The organism is Nostocoides japonicum T1-X7, from assembly GCF_001046855.1.
Classification (GTDB): Bacteria; Actinomycetota; Actinomycetes; order Actinomycetales; family Dermatophilaceae; genus Nostocoides; species Nostocoides japonicum.
Map to the genome: position 1 here is coordinate 1,818,265 of NZ_HF570958.1, position 14,232 is coordinate 1,832,496.

Genomic DNA, 14,232 nt, shown 5'->3' on the forward strand with positions numbered 1-14,232 from the left:
CGGAGGTCGTCGAACAGGCGGGAGCCGCGATCCGGGCCGCGCCCCCCGGCGAGCCGGCGCGGCTCCTGACCCCCCGCATACCCGTCGTCTCGGTGACGGGGACGAACGGCAAGACGACGACGACCCGACTGCTCGCCCACATCGCGATGACCGCCGGCAAGCGCACGGCCTGGTCGTCGACCGACGGGATCGTCGTCCAGGGCGAGGTCGTCGAGCCGGGCGACTACAGCGGGCCCGCCGGGGCACGGGGCGTCCTCGAGGCGCCCGGGGTGGAGATCGGCATCCTCGAGACCGCGCGCGGCGGCATGCTCCTCAAGGGCATGGGGGTCAGTCACAACGACGTGTCCGTCGTGACGAACGTGTCGCCGGACCACCTCGGCCTCCGCGGCGTCGACACCCTCGACCAGCTCGCCGAGGTCAAGGCGATCGTCACCCGTGCCACCCGGTCCGGCGGGTGGACCGTCCTCAACGGCGACGACCCGCGCGTCTGGGCCATGCGGACGGCCGTCCGGGCCAGGCCCTGGGCGTTCAGCCTCGACCCCGCCTCACCCGCCCTCCGCGAGGCCCTCTCGGCGGGCGGCCGAGGGATCACCGTCCTCGACGGCGACCTCGCGGTCCTCGCTCCGGGCGCCGACCCCGACCGGCTCGTGCCCGTCGTCGACGTCCCGATGACGCTGTCCGGGCTCTCCGCGCACAACACGGCGAACGCCCTCGCGGCCGCGGCCGCGGCCCTCGCCGTCGGGCTGCCCCGCGCGTCGGTCGTCGAGGGCCTGCGCACCTTCCAGCCCGACGCCACGCTCAACCCCGGCCGGATGAACCTCTACACCGCGCCCGCGGGCCACGGCGGGTCGTGCACGGTCGTCGTCGACCTCGCCCACAACGAGGCGGGGCTCGAGGCGCTCCTCGACGTATGCGACGGGCTGCGTCCCGCAGGATCGTCGGTGCGGCTCGGGCTCGGTTCGGCGGGCGACCGGACCGACGAGATCCTCCAGTCCCTCGGGGAGATCGCCGGCCGCCGGGTCGACCAGGTCGTCGCCGCCCACAAGGCGCACTACCTGCGGGGTCGGACGATGGGGGGTCTCGAGGAGCAGCTGCGGATCGGGTTGGCGCGCGCCGGGGTCGCCGACATCGAGTCCTTCCCGACGGAGCTGTCGGCGCTGGAGGCTCTCGTCGCCGCGGCGTCCGACGGCGACGTCGTGGCCGTCATGTGCCACGCCGAGCGCGAGGACATCTACGCCTGGCTGGCGTCGGCCGGCGCCACCCCGGACAGCGCCGCGACGATCCGCCGCAAGGTGGTCGCCGCCCGAGGCGAGCACGAGGCGGAGGCGGCGATCGCGGCCCTGTGGCAGGACGAGGACCCCGAGCGCCGCATCGCGACCGCCGCCGCCCTCCACGCCGAGCACGCCGGCGACCCGCGTATCGCCTACGAGCACGGCGGGACCCTCGACTCCGCGGGACGTCCCGACGAGGCGGTACCCCTCTACCGGGAGGCCCTCGCCGGTGGTCTGCGCGAGCCCTACCGGCACCGCGCCGTCGTCCAGCTCGCCTCGAGCCTGCGCAACCTCGGCCGCGTCGAGGAGGCGGTCCGGCTCCTCGACGACGTGGCGGCCGAGCATCCCGACTCGCTCGGCATCGCCGCCTTCCGGGCGCTCGCCCTCCACGACGCGGGGCGATCGGACGAGGCCCTCTCGGTGCTCATCGGGACCGTCGCGGCGACGAGCACCGACCCGGACGTCGCCCGCTATCGGCGCTCCCTCACGGCATACGGGAAGGACCTCACCTCCTAGGTCCCACACCCCCAACGCGGCATGAGGTGGTGCGCCGCCGAGCGGCGTGGCGGGGTGCGGCGTTCAGGTGAGCTCGGCGGCCGCCTCGTCGCCGGTCGCCTGGGCCTCCTGCTGGAGCGCCGCCGGGTCGAGGTCGGGGTCGCCGACGAGGTCGGAGTGCGTCCCCGCCTGGGCGGTATGCGTCATCGCCTCGAGCTCGGCGAAGACGCGGGCGTGGGAGTCGACGCACAGGACGACGATGTCGCCGGGGTTCGCGCGGGCCATGCAGTGGCGGACGGCGTCGTCCTCCCGCAGGACCTCCTCGACCTGACGGCACCGGGTGCCCTCCTTGGCCATCTCGGCCCGGGCCCCCGACTCGATGAGCGCCGCGGCCTCGCCCGGCCGGCGCCCGCGCAGCCGCTCGTCCTCGCGGACGACGACGACGTCGAAGAACCGCGCCGCGACGGCCCCGAGCTCGACGAGGTCCTCGTCGCGACGGTCGCCCGCGGTGGCGACCATCCCGATCCGGGAGATCCTGCCGAGGTCGGTCGTGCCGGCCTTCGACGCGGCATACCGGTCGACGAACTCGCCGAGGACCTGCAGCCCCGCCGCGTTGTGCGCGTAGTCGACGAAGACGTCGACGTTGTGGACGTTGATCTGGTTCATCCGTCCGGGGGACAGGTAGTAGGAGGTGGTGAACGTCCGCAGCCCCTGCCGGATCTCGTGGAGTCCGGCGCCGGACGCGAAGGCCGCTCCGGCGGCGGCCATCGCGTTGGCGACGTTGAACATCGCCGTCCCGCCGAAGGTCGCCGGCAGCAGGTGCGTCCACGCGAGCTGCATCGACCGCCGGCCGTGACGGATGACGATCATGTCGCCCTTGTCCGTCGAGTCGAGGACGACGGCCCGGCCACCACGGCGACAGTGGTCCTCGATGAAGTCGCGGATGCGGGTGCCGGCCGGCTCGAGCGAGAACCACACGACACTGCCGGAGCAGCGCCGCCGCATCTTGCGGACGAGGGGGTCGTCGGCGTTGAGGACGGCGGACCCGTCCCGCGGGACCGCCTCGACGACGACGGCCTTGACCTCGGCGAGCTGCTCGACGGTGTCGATGCCCCGCATCCCGAGGTGGTCCGGCGCGACGTTCGTCACGACGGCGACGTCGTTGCGGTCGTAGCCGAGGCCCTCGCGGAGGATGCCGCCCCGAGCGACCTCCATGACGGCGAACTCGACGCGGGGGTTCTGCAGGACCATCCGGGCGCTCCTCGGCCCGGACGCGTCGGCCTTGACGACGAGCCGCTCGTCGATGACGATGCCGTCGGTCGAGGTCATGCCGACCTTCCTGCCGGTGCCCTTGACGATGTGGGCGATCATCCGCGAGGTCGTCGTCTTGCCGTTCGTCCCGGTCACCGCGATGATCGGCACCCGCGACGGCGCGCCCGGGGGGAAGAGGAGGTCGACGACCGGCTTGGCGATGAACTGCGGCTCGCCCACCGTGGGATGCGTGTGCATCCGGAACCCCGGTGCCGCGTTGACCTCGCAGATGGCGCCGCCCGTCTCCCGGACGGGCTGGGCGATGTCGGGGCAGATGAAGTCGATGCCGGCCACGTCGAGACCGACCATCCGGGCCGCCTCCTCGGCGATCTCGACGTTGTCCGGGTGCGCCTCGAACGTCCGGTCGATGGAGATGCCCCCGGTCGACATGTTGCCGGTCATCGCGAGCTTCACCATCTCGCCGTGGAGCGGGAACTCGTCCATCGCATACCCCTGCTCCTTGACGAGGGCGATGGCGGCGTCATCGACGGTGATCTTCGTGAGGACCTTCTCGTGGCCGACCCCTCGGCGCGGGTCCGCGTTCGTCAGCTCGACGAGCTCGGCGACGGTGTGCTCCCCGTCGCCGGTCACGTGGGCCGGGACCCGCTCGGCGATCGCCTGCATCCGGCCGCCGACGATGAGGCAGCGGTAGTCCCGTCCGGTGATGTAGGACTCCACGACGACGTAGCCGCGCCGGGACTCGTCCTCGGCGACGACGAAGGACTCCCGCACCTCCTCCTCGGACTGCAGGTCGAGGCAGACGCCGCGTCCGTGGTTCCCGTCGAGCGGCTTGACGACGCACGGGTAGCCGATCCGGCGAGCGGCCGCGGCGGCGCCGTCGGCCGTGCGCACCGTCTCCTGCTTCGGCACGGGGAGCCCGGCGGAGGCGAGCAGGCGCGTCGTGAGGTCCTTGTCGCCCGCGATGTCGACGGCGAGGGCGCCGGTCCGGCTCGTCATCGTCGCCCGGATGCGCTGCGCGTGGACACCCTGGCCGAGCTGGACGAGGGACCCGGAGTTGAGCCGGATGTAGGGGATGTCGCGGCTCACCGCCTCCTCGAGGATGGCGGCCGTCGACGGGCCGAACGCGAGCCGCTGGGCCCGGCGGAGGAAGAGGTCGAGCTCCTCGGCGACGTCGAACCCCTCCTCGGGCTGGACGAGGTGGTTGACGAGCCGGACGGCGAGCCGGCCGGCGGCGAGGCCGACGTTCTCGTCGCTGTAGCCGTAGATGACGTTGTAGAGACCCGGAGAGCCCTTGACCATCCGGGTCTTGCCGCGGCGCTGGTCGTGCCCGGCCTCCTGCTGGAGCTGGAGCGCGACGTGCTCGGCGACGTGCCCGAGCCACGTCCCGTCGAGCATCCGCTGGACGAACCCGCCCTTCATGCCCGTCGAGCACGTGTGGTTCTCCAGCCCGGGCAGCGCGGCGAGGAGGCCCTCGGTGAACCCCTCGAGGGTGTCGGTGGGGTACCCCTCGAGGACGCCGAGGTCGACGACGAGGTGGATGGCCGGCTGGTAGGACCAGATGTTGCCGCCGCGGTAGACCCGCGACTCGACGATCCGGAGGTCGGGTGCCGGGGGACCGGTCGGGGTGGGACGCTCGCTCGCCATCGTGGCTCCTGCGGGGTGGGGTGGGTCAGGCCTTGGTCGTCTCGGTGCTGACGAGCGTGTCCGGATGTCGCTCCGTGAAGCCGTCGAGCGTCGTGGTCCGCAGGTCGAAGGTCGCGCCGGCGGGCAGCTGGTGGACCACGGCGCCGGAGACGAGGAGCGGCGCGCCGCGGCGGGCCTCGGGCGCGTCGGTCACGGCGTCGCGGCAGTCGAGGACGAAGACGCCCCCGCTGCCGTGGACCGTGAAGCGCTCGCCGCCCTCGACCTCGATCGCCGTGTCCTCGTCGATGCCGATGCCGATGAGGTTCGGGGACACGGCGACGACCGACATGAGCCGACCGTAGCGGGTGCGCTGCGCGAAGTGCTGGTCGATGACGACCCCCTTGAGCAGGCCGAGGCCATGGCTCAGCTGGGAGGTCCGCTGCCGCGGCGTGAGCCCCTCCTCCCCGAGGCTGATCATGAACTCGCTCATGATCGAGGCGCCCGCGGAGGTGCCGCCGATGACGGCACCCCGCGCGTGGGCCCGATGGATGGCGTCCCCGGCCGGCGTGGCCGGCAGGAACTGGCTCAGTCGCAGCTGGCTGCCGCCGGTCATGAAGACACCGGTCGCGTCGTCGAGGTGGGCGACGAGCTCGGGATCGCCGGCCGCCTCTCGGCTCGCGGGATTGACGACGCGGAGGTGGGAGACACCGAGCCGGGTGAAGACCTCGCGGTATGCCGCGACGACCTCGTCCTGGTAGCCCGAGGCGGTCGGGATGATGACGATACGGGCCCTGCGCCCCCCGGCCCGCCGGACGAACCGGCGCAGGAGGGCGGCGCGCCCGACGCGGTCCTCGGCCCCGCCGATGATCAGGAGCGTCGGGAGCCGGGCCGCGGTGCTGGACGCCATCCCGGAATCCTAGGGCCGGGACCCCGGAGCGGCTTGACGGACGACGCCGACGGAGCCCGTCGGATACGCCGATGACCCCCACCGAGCGGCCCGACCGGGAGCGACATTCAGGGTTCTCCCAGGATCTTCAGCAAACTCCCAGCAAGATTCTTCGCCGGAGCATGTGTTCAAGCTGTGATCTTCCTGTCTATCGTGCGAAGAGCGGTCGTCGGCGGGGGCGTCGGGCCTTCGACGTGGCCGATGTCGATATGGAGGTCGTCAGTATGCTCCAACGCCGTTTCACCGCAGCCGCCGTCGGGGCGGTCACCGCCGTCGCGGCGGTCACCGCCGTCGCGACAGCGGACTCCGCGGGGGCCTCGACCCCCAGACACGCCCTCGCCGACAGCGCCCCGAAGTGGCTCGGCAAGGCGACGCCGGCCGGATCGGTGGCCGGGTCGACGGACCTCGACTTCGTCGTCCTCCTCGGGATGCGCGACCAGGCCGGTGCCGAGTCACTCGTCCAGACCCTGTCCACGCCCGGGAGCGCGAGCTACGGGAAGTGGCTCACCAATGCCCAGTTCGACGCGCGGTTCGCGCCGCGCGCCTCGGATGTCGCCGCGGTGCGGTCGTGGCTCGGCTCGAGCGGCCTCACGGTGGCCTCGACCCTGCGCAGCGGCATGGCCATCGAGGTCAACGGCACGGCGGCCCAGGTCGCCAAGGTGTTCGGCACCTCCCTCGCGAACTACCGGTACAAGGGCCAGGTCGTCAGCACCAACACCTCGACGCTCTCCCTGCCGTCGGACACGCCGGCCCAGGTCGTCTCCTCGGTCGCCGGCGTCATCGGGCTCGACCAGGGCAGCATCCTCAAGAAGCCCGCGAAGAAGCTCCCCGGTCCACCGCCGGGAGCCCGGTACGGCGTCCCACCCTGTTCGACCTACTTCGGCCAGAAGCAGGCGACGACCAAGCCCAAGGCATACGGGAAGGTCGCCCCGTATGCGGTGTGCGGCTACGGGCCCCAGCAGCTCCAGGCGGCCTACGGTGAGACCGGCCTGCTCAAGCAGGGCATCGACGGGCGCGGCGTGACCGTCGCCATCACCGACGCGTATGCCGCGCCGACGATCCTCCACGACGCCCAGACCTACAGCCGGGTGCACGGCCAGCCGACCTTCGCGTCGGGACAGTTCCGCCAGATCCTGCCGAAGCCGAACTCCTACACCTACCAGGGACTGTGCGACCCGCAGGGCTGGTACGGCGAGGAGACCCTCGACGTCGAGGCCGTCCACAACATGGCGCCCGGAGCCAACGTCGTCTACGTCGGCGGCAAGAACTGCGTCTCCGGCCTCGACCTCGCGTGGGCCCGGACGATCGACGACCACGTCGCGGACATCGTGACGAACTCCTGGGGCGACGGCACGGACGACGTGAACCTCCTCGGCCAGGCGTACGTCGACTACTACCTGCAGTTCTCGCTCGAGGCGGCGCTCACGGGGATCACCGTGAACTTCTCCACCGCCGACGCCGGCGACTACACGCAGGGCGGGACGAACCCCTCCGCCAAGACCGTCAGCTTCCCCTCCGACGTGCCCTACGTCACCGGCGTGGGCGGGACGAGCGTCCTCATCGGCAACAAGGGGCAGTGGCTCGGTGAGTACGGCTGGCAGAACGCCTACTCCGCTCTCGTCAAGGGTGCCTGGACGCCGGCCCCTCCCGGCACGTACAGCTCCGGCGGTGGCGGCGGGACGAGTGTCCTGTTCGGGCAGCCCTTCTACCAGCGGGGCGTCGTCCCGGCGAAGATCAGCAAGTACTGGGGCTCGACGCCGATGCGGACCATCCCCGACATCTCGATGCCGGGCGACCCGAACACCGGCATGCTCGTCGGTGAGACGCAGGTCTTCCCCGACGGCACGTACTGGGACCAGTACCGCATCGGTGGCACGAGTCTCTCCTCGCCGCTCATGGCGGGTGTCCTCGCCGTGGCCGACCAGAAGGCGCACCAGTCCCTCGGGTTCGTCAACCCGCTCTACTACGCGCTGAACCGGACCTCGGCCGTCCACGACATCGTGGCCCCGAAGAAGCCGGTGACGCAGGTGCGGACCAACTACGCCAACGGTCTCGACGCGTCCGCGGGCCGGACCTTCCAGCTGCAGACGATCGACGTCCAGAGCAGCACGATCCACTCGACGAAGGGCTACGACGACGAGACGGGCGTCGGCACGCCGGCCGGCTCGGCGTTCTTCTCGGCCATCGCCGCCCTCGCGCGACGCTGACCGCGGACCTCGCGGGTGGCATGCGGAGCCCCGGTCGCCTCGTGGCGGCCGGGGCTCCGCCCCGTCGTCGGGTATGCGACGCCTCGGCTCGTCGCGGTGTGTCGCCTCGCCGGGACGGTCAGCCCCGCAGCGGCACCGGGGGAGCGGGCGTCGGGGTGCCGTCCGCGGCGTCGGCATCCTCGACCTCCTCCCGGGAGATCCCGAGGAGGAAGAGGACGGCGTCGAGGTGCGGCACGTTGACGGCGGTGTCGGCCTGCTGGCGGACGAGCGGCTTGGCGTTGAAGGCGACGCCGAGTCCGGCGGCCGCGAGCATGTCGAGGTCGTTGGCGCCGTCGCCCACGGCGACGGTGCGGGCCAGCGGGAGCCCCTCGGCAGCGGCGAACTCGCGGAGCGCGGAGGCCTTGGCCGCCCGGTCGACGACGGCCCCGAGCACGCGGCCGGTGAGGACCCCGCCGGACACCTCGAGCCGGTTGGCGCGGACGTGCCGGATGCCGAGGTCGGCGGCGAGCGGCTCGACGACCTCGACGAAGCCGCCGGAGACGAGGGCGACGGTCATCCCGAGCCGGTGGAGCGTCCGGACGAGGGTCCGTGCCCCGGGGGTGAGCCGCACCTGCTCGCGCACCTCCTCGAGCACCGCAGCCGGCGTCCCCGCGAGGGTGGCGACCCGGGCACGGAGGCTCTCCTCGAAGTCGAGCTCGCCGCGCATCGCGCGCTCGGTGACGGCGGCGACCTCGGCCTCGGTGCCCGCGTGCCGCGCGATGAGCTCGATGACCTCGTCCTGGATCAGGGTGGAGTCGACGTCCATGACGACGAGCCGGCGTCCCCGGCGGTCCAGGCCCCCGGGTGCGACGGCGACGTCGACGCGGTGCTCGGTGGCGACGGTGGCGAGCCGCGCGCGCAGCGCCGAGACGTCCGCGCCCGACACGTCGAGCTCGACCGTCGTCACGGGATAGCGCGCCAGCCGGCGGATCCGGTCGATGTTCGCACCCTCACCGGCGACGGCGGCCGTCACCGCGGCGACGTGGCGCGACGCGAGCGGTGCGCCGATGACGACGACGGCGGCCCGGCCGGAGCGGCGCTCCGCGTTGTCGCCGTGTCCCCACTGCGTCGCGACCTGCAGGTCGAGTCGCCGCCCCGCGGCATGGACGGCCGCGCGCAGCCCGTCGCGGTCGGTCCACCCGGTGAGGAGGAGGGCGAGCGTGAGGTGTCCGCGCACGACGACCTGCTCGATGTCGACGACATCGACCCCGAACGGCTCGACGGCGTCGAACAGCGCGCTGCTCACCCCGGGGCGGTCGTTGCCGTTGACGGTGACCAGGAGGGTCTCGGGCGGCTCGCTCACGGGGGTCAACGCTAGAGGGTGACCTCCTGCTCCTTGCCGACGACGGTGATGCCGGAGTCGGTGACGGAGAAGCCGCGGGCCCGGTCGTGCTCGATGTCGTAGCCGATCTGGGCGCCCTCGGGGACGATGACGTTCTTGTCGAGGATCGCCCGCTTGACCCGGGCGTTGCGATGGACGCGGACGCCGTCGAGCAGGACGCTGTCGTCGACCGTCGCGTAGCTGTGGACGTGGACCGACGGGCTGATGACCGATCCCTCGATCCGGGCGCCGGAGATGACGACGCCCGGTGCGACGCTGCTGTTGAGGGCCTCGCCGAAGCGGCCCGCCACACCGTGGACGAACTTGGCCGGGGGGAGCGGCCCGTAGTCGGTGTAGATGGGCCACTCGTAGTTGTAGAGGTTGAAGACCGGGTGGATCGAGATGAGGTCCATGTGGGCGTCGTAGTAGGAGTCCATCGTCCCCACGTCGCGCCAGTAGCCGCGGTCGCGGTCGGTCGACCCCGGCACGTCGTTGTCGGCGAAGTCGTAGACGTGGGCGCTGCCCTCGGCGACGAAGGCCGGGATGATGTCACCGCCCATGTCGTGCTTGCTGCCCTCGGCGTCGTGGTCCTTGGTGACCGCGTCGACGAGCACGTCGCTGTCGAAGACGTAGTTGCCCATCGACGCGAGGACCTCGCCGGGCGAGTGGGGCAGGCCGACCGGGTCCGTCGGCTTCTCGCGGAACGCCGCGATCCGGCGCGGGTCGGCCTCGTCGACCTCGATGACGCCGAACTGGTCGGCGAGCGAGATGGGCTGGCGGATGGCGGCGACCGTCGCGCCGGATCCCGTGTCGATGTGCTGCTGCACCATCTGGGAGAAGTCCATCCGGTACACGTGGTCGGCGCCGACGACGATGACGATGTCGGGCTTCTCGTCGCGGATCGTGTTGAGGCTCTGGTAGATCGCGTCGGCACTGCCGAGATACCACGACTTGCCGACCCGCTGCTGGGCCGGGATCGGGGCGACGTAGTTGCCGAGCATCGTCGACATCCGCCACGTCTTGGAGATGTGCCGGTCGAGGCTGTGGGACTTGTACTGCGTGAGGACGACGATCTTGAGGTACCCGGAGTTGACGACGTTGCTCAGCGCGAAGTCGATGAGCCGGTAGATGCCCCCGAAGGGGACGGCCGGCTTGGCCCGGTCTCGCGTGAGCGGCATGAGCCGCTTGCCCTCACCGCCCGCGAGGACGATCGCCAGCACTCTCGGTCCGCCACTGCCTTGACGTCTCGCCATAGCGTGAACCCTAGAAGAGATCCGGGCCTCGCGGCGAGTGGGTGTCCACCGATATGTTCTCCGACATGCGTGTCGACGTCCTGACCAAGGAGTACCCCCCGACCATCTACGGCGGCGCCGGTGTCCACGTCAACGAGCTGGTCCGGGCGCTCCGGGCCCGCGGCGACGTCGACGTCCGGGTCCGCGCCTTCGGTCCGCCGCGCGAGGAGGAGGGGACGACGGGGTACCCCGACCTGCCCGAGCTGGCCGGCGCCAACGCCGTCGTGTCGACGATGGGCGTCGACCTGACGATCGCCGCCGACACCGGCGGGGCCGACCTGCTCCACTCGCATACCTGGTATGCCAACTTCGCCGGCCACGTGGGGTCGATCCTCCAGGGCGCGCCGCACATCGTCAGCGCGCACAGCCTCGAGCCGATGCGGCCGTGGAAGGCCGAGCAGCTCGGCGGCGGCTACCGGCTCTCCTCGTGGATCGAGCGCACGGCCTACGAGGCCGCCTCCGCCGTCATCGCCGTGAGCGCCGGTATGCGGGAGGACATCCTCCGCAGCTATCCCTCCGTCGATCCCGAGCAGGTCCACGTCGTCCACAACGGCATCGACTCGGAGCTCTGGCAGCCGCTCGACGACCCGGACACGTGTCGCCGGCTCGGGATGGACCCCGACCGCCCAGCCGTCACCTTCGTCGGCCGGATCACCCGGCAGAAGGGTCTGCCCCACCTCATGCGCGCCGCCCGCGAGCTGGACCCGGCCGCCCAGCTCGTCCTGTGCGCCGGCGCCCCGGACACGCCGGAGATCAAGGCCGAGGTCGAGGGGCTGCTCGCCGAGCTGCGGGAGTCCCGCGACGGCGTCGTCTGGATCCCCGAGATGCTGCCCCGGCAGGAGGTCCAGGCCCTCCTCACCGCGTCCACCGTCTTCGCCTGCCCGTCGGTCTACGAGCCGCTCGGGATCGTCAACCTCGAGGCGATGGCCTGCGAGCTGCCGGTCGTCGCGACGGCGACCGGCGGCATACCCGAGGTCGTCGTCCCGGGGGAGACCGGCTGGCTCGTGCCGATCGAGCAGGTCCAGGACGGATCGGGCACGCCGATCGACCCCGACCGGTTCGTCGCCGACCTCGCGGCCGCCCTCAACGACGCGGTCTCGGACCCCGAGCGGGCCCGCGCGATGGGCCTCGCGGGGCGTCGTCGCGCCATCGAGTCGTTCTCCTGGGCGACGATCGGCGACCGGACGATGGAGGTCTACCGGCGGGTGCTCTCCGGGGCCTGAGCGCCCGTCGCATAGGGTCGCGTCCATGAGCGACGTCCTGGCCTTCGCGGAGGTCTCCGTCGTCAGGGGGCGGGCGACGCTCCTGGACGCCGTCGACTGGGAGGTCGAGGAGGGCCAGCGATGGGTCGTCCTCGGGCCCAACGGCGCCGGCAAGACGACCCTGCTCCAGATCGCTGCGGGGCGGATGCACCCGTCCTCGGGCGTCGCGGGGATCCTCGGTGAGGTGCTGGGGGCCGTCGACGTCTTCGAGCTGCGTCCGCGGATCGGCCTCGCCTCGGCGGCGCTCGCCGAGCGCGTGCCGCCCGGCGAGCGGGTCGGCGACGTCGTCGTCACCGCGTCCTACGGCGTCGTCGGCCGGTGGCGCGAGGCCTACGACACGATGGACCGGCAGCGGGCCGTCGACCTCCTCGACGCCCTGGGCATCGCCCACCTCGCGGACCGCACCTTCGGCACGCTCTCCGAGGGGGAGCGCAAGCGGGTCCAGATCGCCCGCGCGCTGATGACCGACCCCGAGCTCATGCTCCTCGACGAGCCGGCCGCGGGGCTCGATCTCGGGGGCCGGGAGGATCTCGTCCGCCGCCTCGGCGACCTCGCCCTCGACGTCGACGCCCCGGCGATCGTCCTCGTCACCCACCACGTCGAGGAGATCCCCGTCGGGTTCACCGACGCGCTCCTCCTGCGGGAGGGCCGGGTCGTCGCCCAGGGCCCCCTCGAGCTCGCGCTCACCGCGGACACGCTGTCGGAGACCTTCGGCCTGCCGCTCGAGCTGGAGCGACGCGACGGCAGATACGCTGCGAGGGCACGGAGGGGATAGCCGGGGGAACCTCGCACGGCGCGCGTTCGTCCAACCGATGACGGGTGTCCAGTCATCCCGCCCGATGCGACGAGACCGGAGGAGGTCGCCTCATGGAGTGGATCGGTCAGAACCCGTGGCTGGCATGGCTGGGGCTTGCGCTCGTGCTCGCCGCGATCGAGACGGCCACCGTCGACTTCACCTTCATCATGCTGTCCGGCGGCGCCCTCGGCGCCATGGTGGCGGCCGCGGTCGGCGCGCCCGTCTGGCTCCAGGTCGTCGTGTTCGTCGTCATCGCGACGGCCCTCGTGTTCGTCGTCAGGCCGCTCGTGCGACGCCGGTTCATGGACACCGAGACGCACCTGGCGATCGGGTCGCCGGCGCTCGTCGGCCGTGCCGCCCGGGTCGTCCAGACGGTCACCGAGTACGACGGCCGGGTCAAGCTCGCCGGTGAGACGTGGAGCGCGCGTCTGACGAGCGGAGAGCCGGCCTGCCAGCCGGGCCAGGAGGTCCGCGTCATCGCCATCGAAGGAGCCACCGCCATCGTCACGCGTGCATCGACACCCGCCAGCCCGGCCGAGACCTGACCGCGCGACAGGTGGGCGTGAACCGCACTCCTGCCGTCGTCGCATACGAGAACGACCCCGGGCGGATCGTCCGGGGCCACGGAGAGTAGGAGTCACATGGTCGTCCTCATCGTTCTTCTCGCCCTCATCCTCTTCGGCATCGTCGTCATCTTCCGGACGGTGCGGATCGTCCCGCAGCAGACGGCGGTCATCATCGAGCGGCTCGGACGCTACCAGCGCACGCTCGACCCGGGGCTGCACTTCCTCGTCCCCTTCATCGACAAGGTGCGCGCCAACATCGACCTCCGGGAGCAGGTCGTCTCCTTCCCGCCGCAGCCGGTCATCACGTCCGACAACCTCGTCGTCAACATCGACACCGTCATCTACTACGTCGTCATCGAGGCGAAGTCGGCCGTCTACGAGATCGCCAACTTCATCCAGGGCATCGAGCAGCTGACCGTGACGACGCTCCGCAACGTCATCGGCTCCCTCGACCTCGAGCAGACCCTCACCAGCCGCGACCAGATCAACGGGCAGCTGCGTGGTGTCCTCGACGAGGCGACCGGCAAGTGGGGGATCCGGGTGAGCCGGGTCGAGCTGAAGGCCATCGACCCGCCGATGTCGGTGCAGGAGTCGATGGAGAAGCAGATGAAGGCCGAGCGCGATCGGCGAGCGCTCATCCTCAACGCCGAGGGCGTCAAGCAGTCGAGCATCCTCACCGCCGAGGGTGAGAAGCAGAGCCAGATCCTGCGGGCCGAAGGCTCGGCGCAGGCCCGGATCCTCGAGGCCCAGGGCCAGGCGCGGGCGATCCAGCAGGTCTTCGACGCGATCCACCGCGGCAAGCCGACGCAGAAGCTGCTCGCCTACCAGTACCTCCAGGTCCTTCCGCAGATCGCCCGCGGCGACTCGAACAAGATGTGGATCATCCCGAGCGAGCTGACCGACGCGCTGCGCGGCATCGGTAGCGCCCTCGGTCAGACGCAGCCCGCCCCGGGCGACGGGGACGACGACGCGTGGAAGGAGGGCGACGACGCACCCCTGCCGACCGCCTTCGACGAGACGGTCCTCGAGGACCCGCGACAGGCGCTCGAAGAGGCCCGCGGCCAGGCCGGCCTCGCGACCCAGGAGGCGGTGAGCCACGGCGAGCCGGGTCCGCAGGTCCAGCCGCCGCTGCCGTCGACGGT

General features: G+C 71.9%; 10 protein-coding genes. 6 read left to right on the forward strand and 4 right to left on the reverse strand.

Translation table 11 applies throughout. The annotated features are described in order from the left end of the window. Positions 1 to 1,787 (forward strand): tetratricopeptide repeat protein (locus BN12_RS08165; RefSeq protein WP_053079981.1); only part of this gene is annotated, 1,787 nt, incomplete at its 5' end. A gap of 63 nt (positions 1,788 to 1,850) precedes the next feature. Here the strand turns inward: BN12_RS08165 and cphA are convergent. Together cphA and BN12_RS08175 are read right to left on the reverse strand one after the other, a co-directional pair. Beyond that, complete coding sequence (cphA, locus tag BN12_RS08170; protein ID WP_048551573.1) at positions 1,851 to 4,682, reverse strand: cyanophycin synthetase; 2,832 nt, start codon at positions 4,680 to 4,682, stop codon at positions 1,851 to 1,853. Between the two features lie 25 nt (positions 4,683 to 4,707). Continuing rightward, entirely contained in the window at positions 4,708 to 5,568 is an 861-nt protein-coding gene (locus BN12_RS08175; protein ID WP_048551574.1) for a cyanophycinase, read from the reverse strand. A 263-nt stretch (positions 5,569 to 5,831) separates the two neighbouring features. On the opposite strand from BN12_RS08175, the gene BN12_RS08180 reads away from it, so the two are divergent. Then, the gene (locus BN12_RS08180) at positions 5,832 to 7,814 is read left to right on the forward strand and encodes a S53 family peptidase (protein ID WP_200901173.1); all 1,983 of its coding nucleotides are present in this window, start codon (positions 5,832 to 5,834) and stop codon (positions 7,812 to 7,814) included. A gap of 118 nt (positions 7,815 to 7,932) precedes the next feature. On the opposite strand, the gene serB is transcribed toward BN12_RS08180, so the two are convergent. Together serB and glgC are read right to left on the reverse strand one after the other, a co-directional pair. Further along, entirely contained in the window at positions 7,933 to 9,156 is a 1,224-nt protein-coding gene (gene serB, locus BN12_RS08185) for a phosphoserine phosphatase SerB (RefSeq protein WP_048556133.1), read from the reverse strand. Between the two features lie 11 nt (positions 9,157 to 9,167). Further along, positions 9,168 to 10,427, reverse strand: a complete 1,260-nt coding sequence (gene glgC, locus BN12_RS08190) for a glucose-1-phosphate adenylyltransferase (protein ID WP_048551578.1) — start codon at positions 10,425 to 10,427, stop codon at positions 9,168 to 9,170. Between the two features lie 65 nt (positions 10,428 to 10,492). Between glgC and glgA the strand changes: the two genes are divergently transcribed. The 4 genes from glgA to BN12_RS08210 form a co-directional block, all read left to right on the forward strand. Further along, positions 10,493 to 11,689: a glycogen synthase gene (glgA, locus tag BN12_RS08195; RefSeq protein ID WP_048556134.1), complete on the forward strand. Its 1,197-nt coding sequence runs from the start codon at positions 10,493 to 10,495 to the stop codon at positions 11,687 to 11,689. Between the two features lie 25 nt (positions 11,690 to 11,714). Beyond that, complete coding sequence (locus BN12_RS08200) at positions 11,715 to 12,503, forward strand: ABC transporter ATP-binding protein (RefSeq protein WP_048551579.1); 789 nt, start codon at positions 11,715 to 11,717, stop codon at positions 12,501 to 12,503. Between the two features lie 92 nt (positions 12,504 to 12,595). Continuing rightward, positions 12,596 to 13,069 carry an NfeD family protein gene (locus BN12_RS08205; protein ID WP_048551581.1) on the forward strand — a complete coding sequence of 158 codons (474 nt, stop codon included), beginning with the start codon at positions 12,596 to 12,598 and terminating at the stop codon, positions 13,067 to 13,069. A 96-nt stretch (positions 13,070 to 13,165) separates the two neighbouring features. After that, positions 13,166 to 14,232 (forward strand): SPFH domain-containing protein (locus tag BN12_RS08210; RefSeq protein WP_083454503.1); only part of this gene is annotated, 1,067 nt, incomplete at its 3' end.

Bases quoted from the DNA above. Each gene is read 5' to 3' on its own strand.
- BN12_RS08205 (WP_048551581.1), top strand. From the start codon at position 12,596: ATGGAGTGGATCGGTCAGAACCCGTGGCTGGCATGGCTGGGGCTTGCG.
- BN12_RS08200 (WP_048551579.1), top strand. From the start codon at position 11,715: ATGAGCGACGTCCTGGCCTTCGCGGAGGTCTCCGTCGTCAGGGGGCGG.
- glgC (WP_048551578.1), bottom strand. From the start codon at position 10,427: ATGGCGAGACGTCAAGGCAGTGGCGGACCGAGAGTGCTGGCGATCGTC.
- BN12_RS08180 (WP_200901173.1), top strand. From the start codon at position 5,832: ATGCTCCAACGCCGTTTCACCGCAGCCGCCGTCGGGGCGGTCACCGCC.
- glgA (WP_048556134.1), top strand. From the start codon at position 10,493: ATGCGTGTCGACGTCCTGACCAAGGAGTACCCCCCGACCATCTACGGC.
- BN12_RS08175 (WP_048551574.1), bottom strand. From the start codon at position 5,568: ATGGCGTCCAGCACCGCGGCCCGGCTCCCGACGCTCCTGATCATCGGC.
- cphA (WP_048551573.1), bottom strand. From the start codon at position 4,682: ATGGCGAGCGAGCGTCCCACCCCGACCGGTCCCCCGGCACCCGACCTC.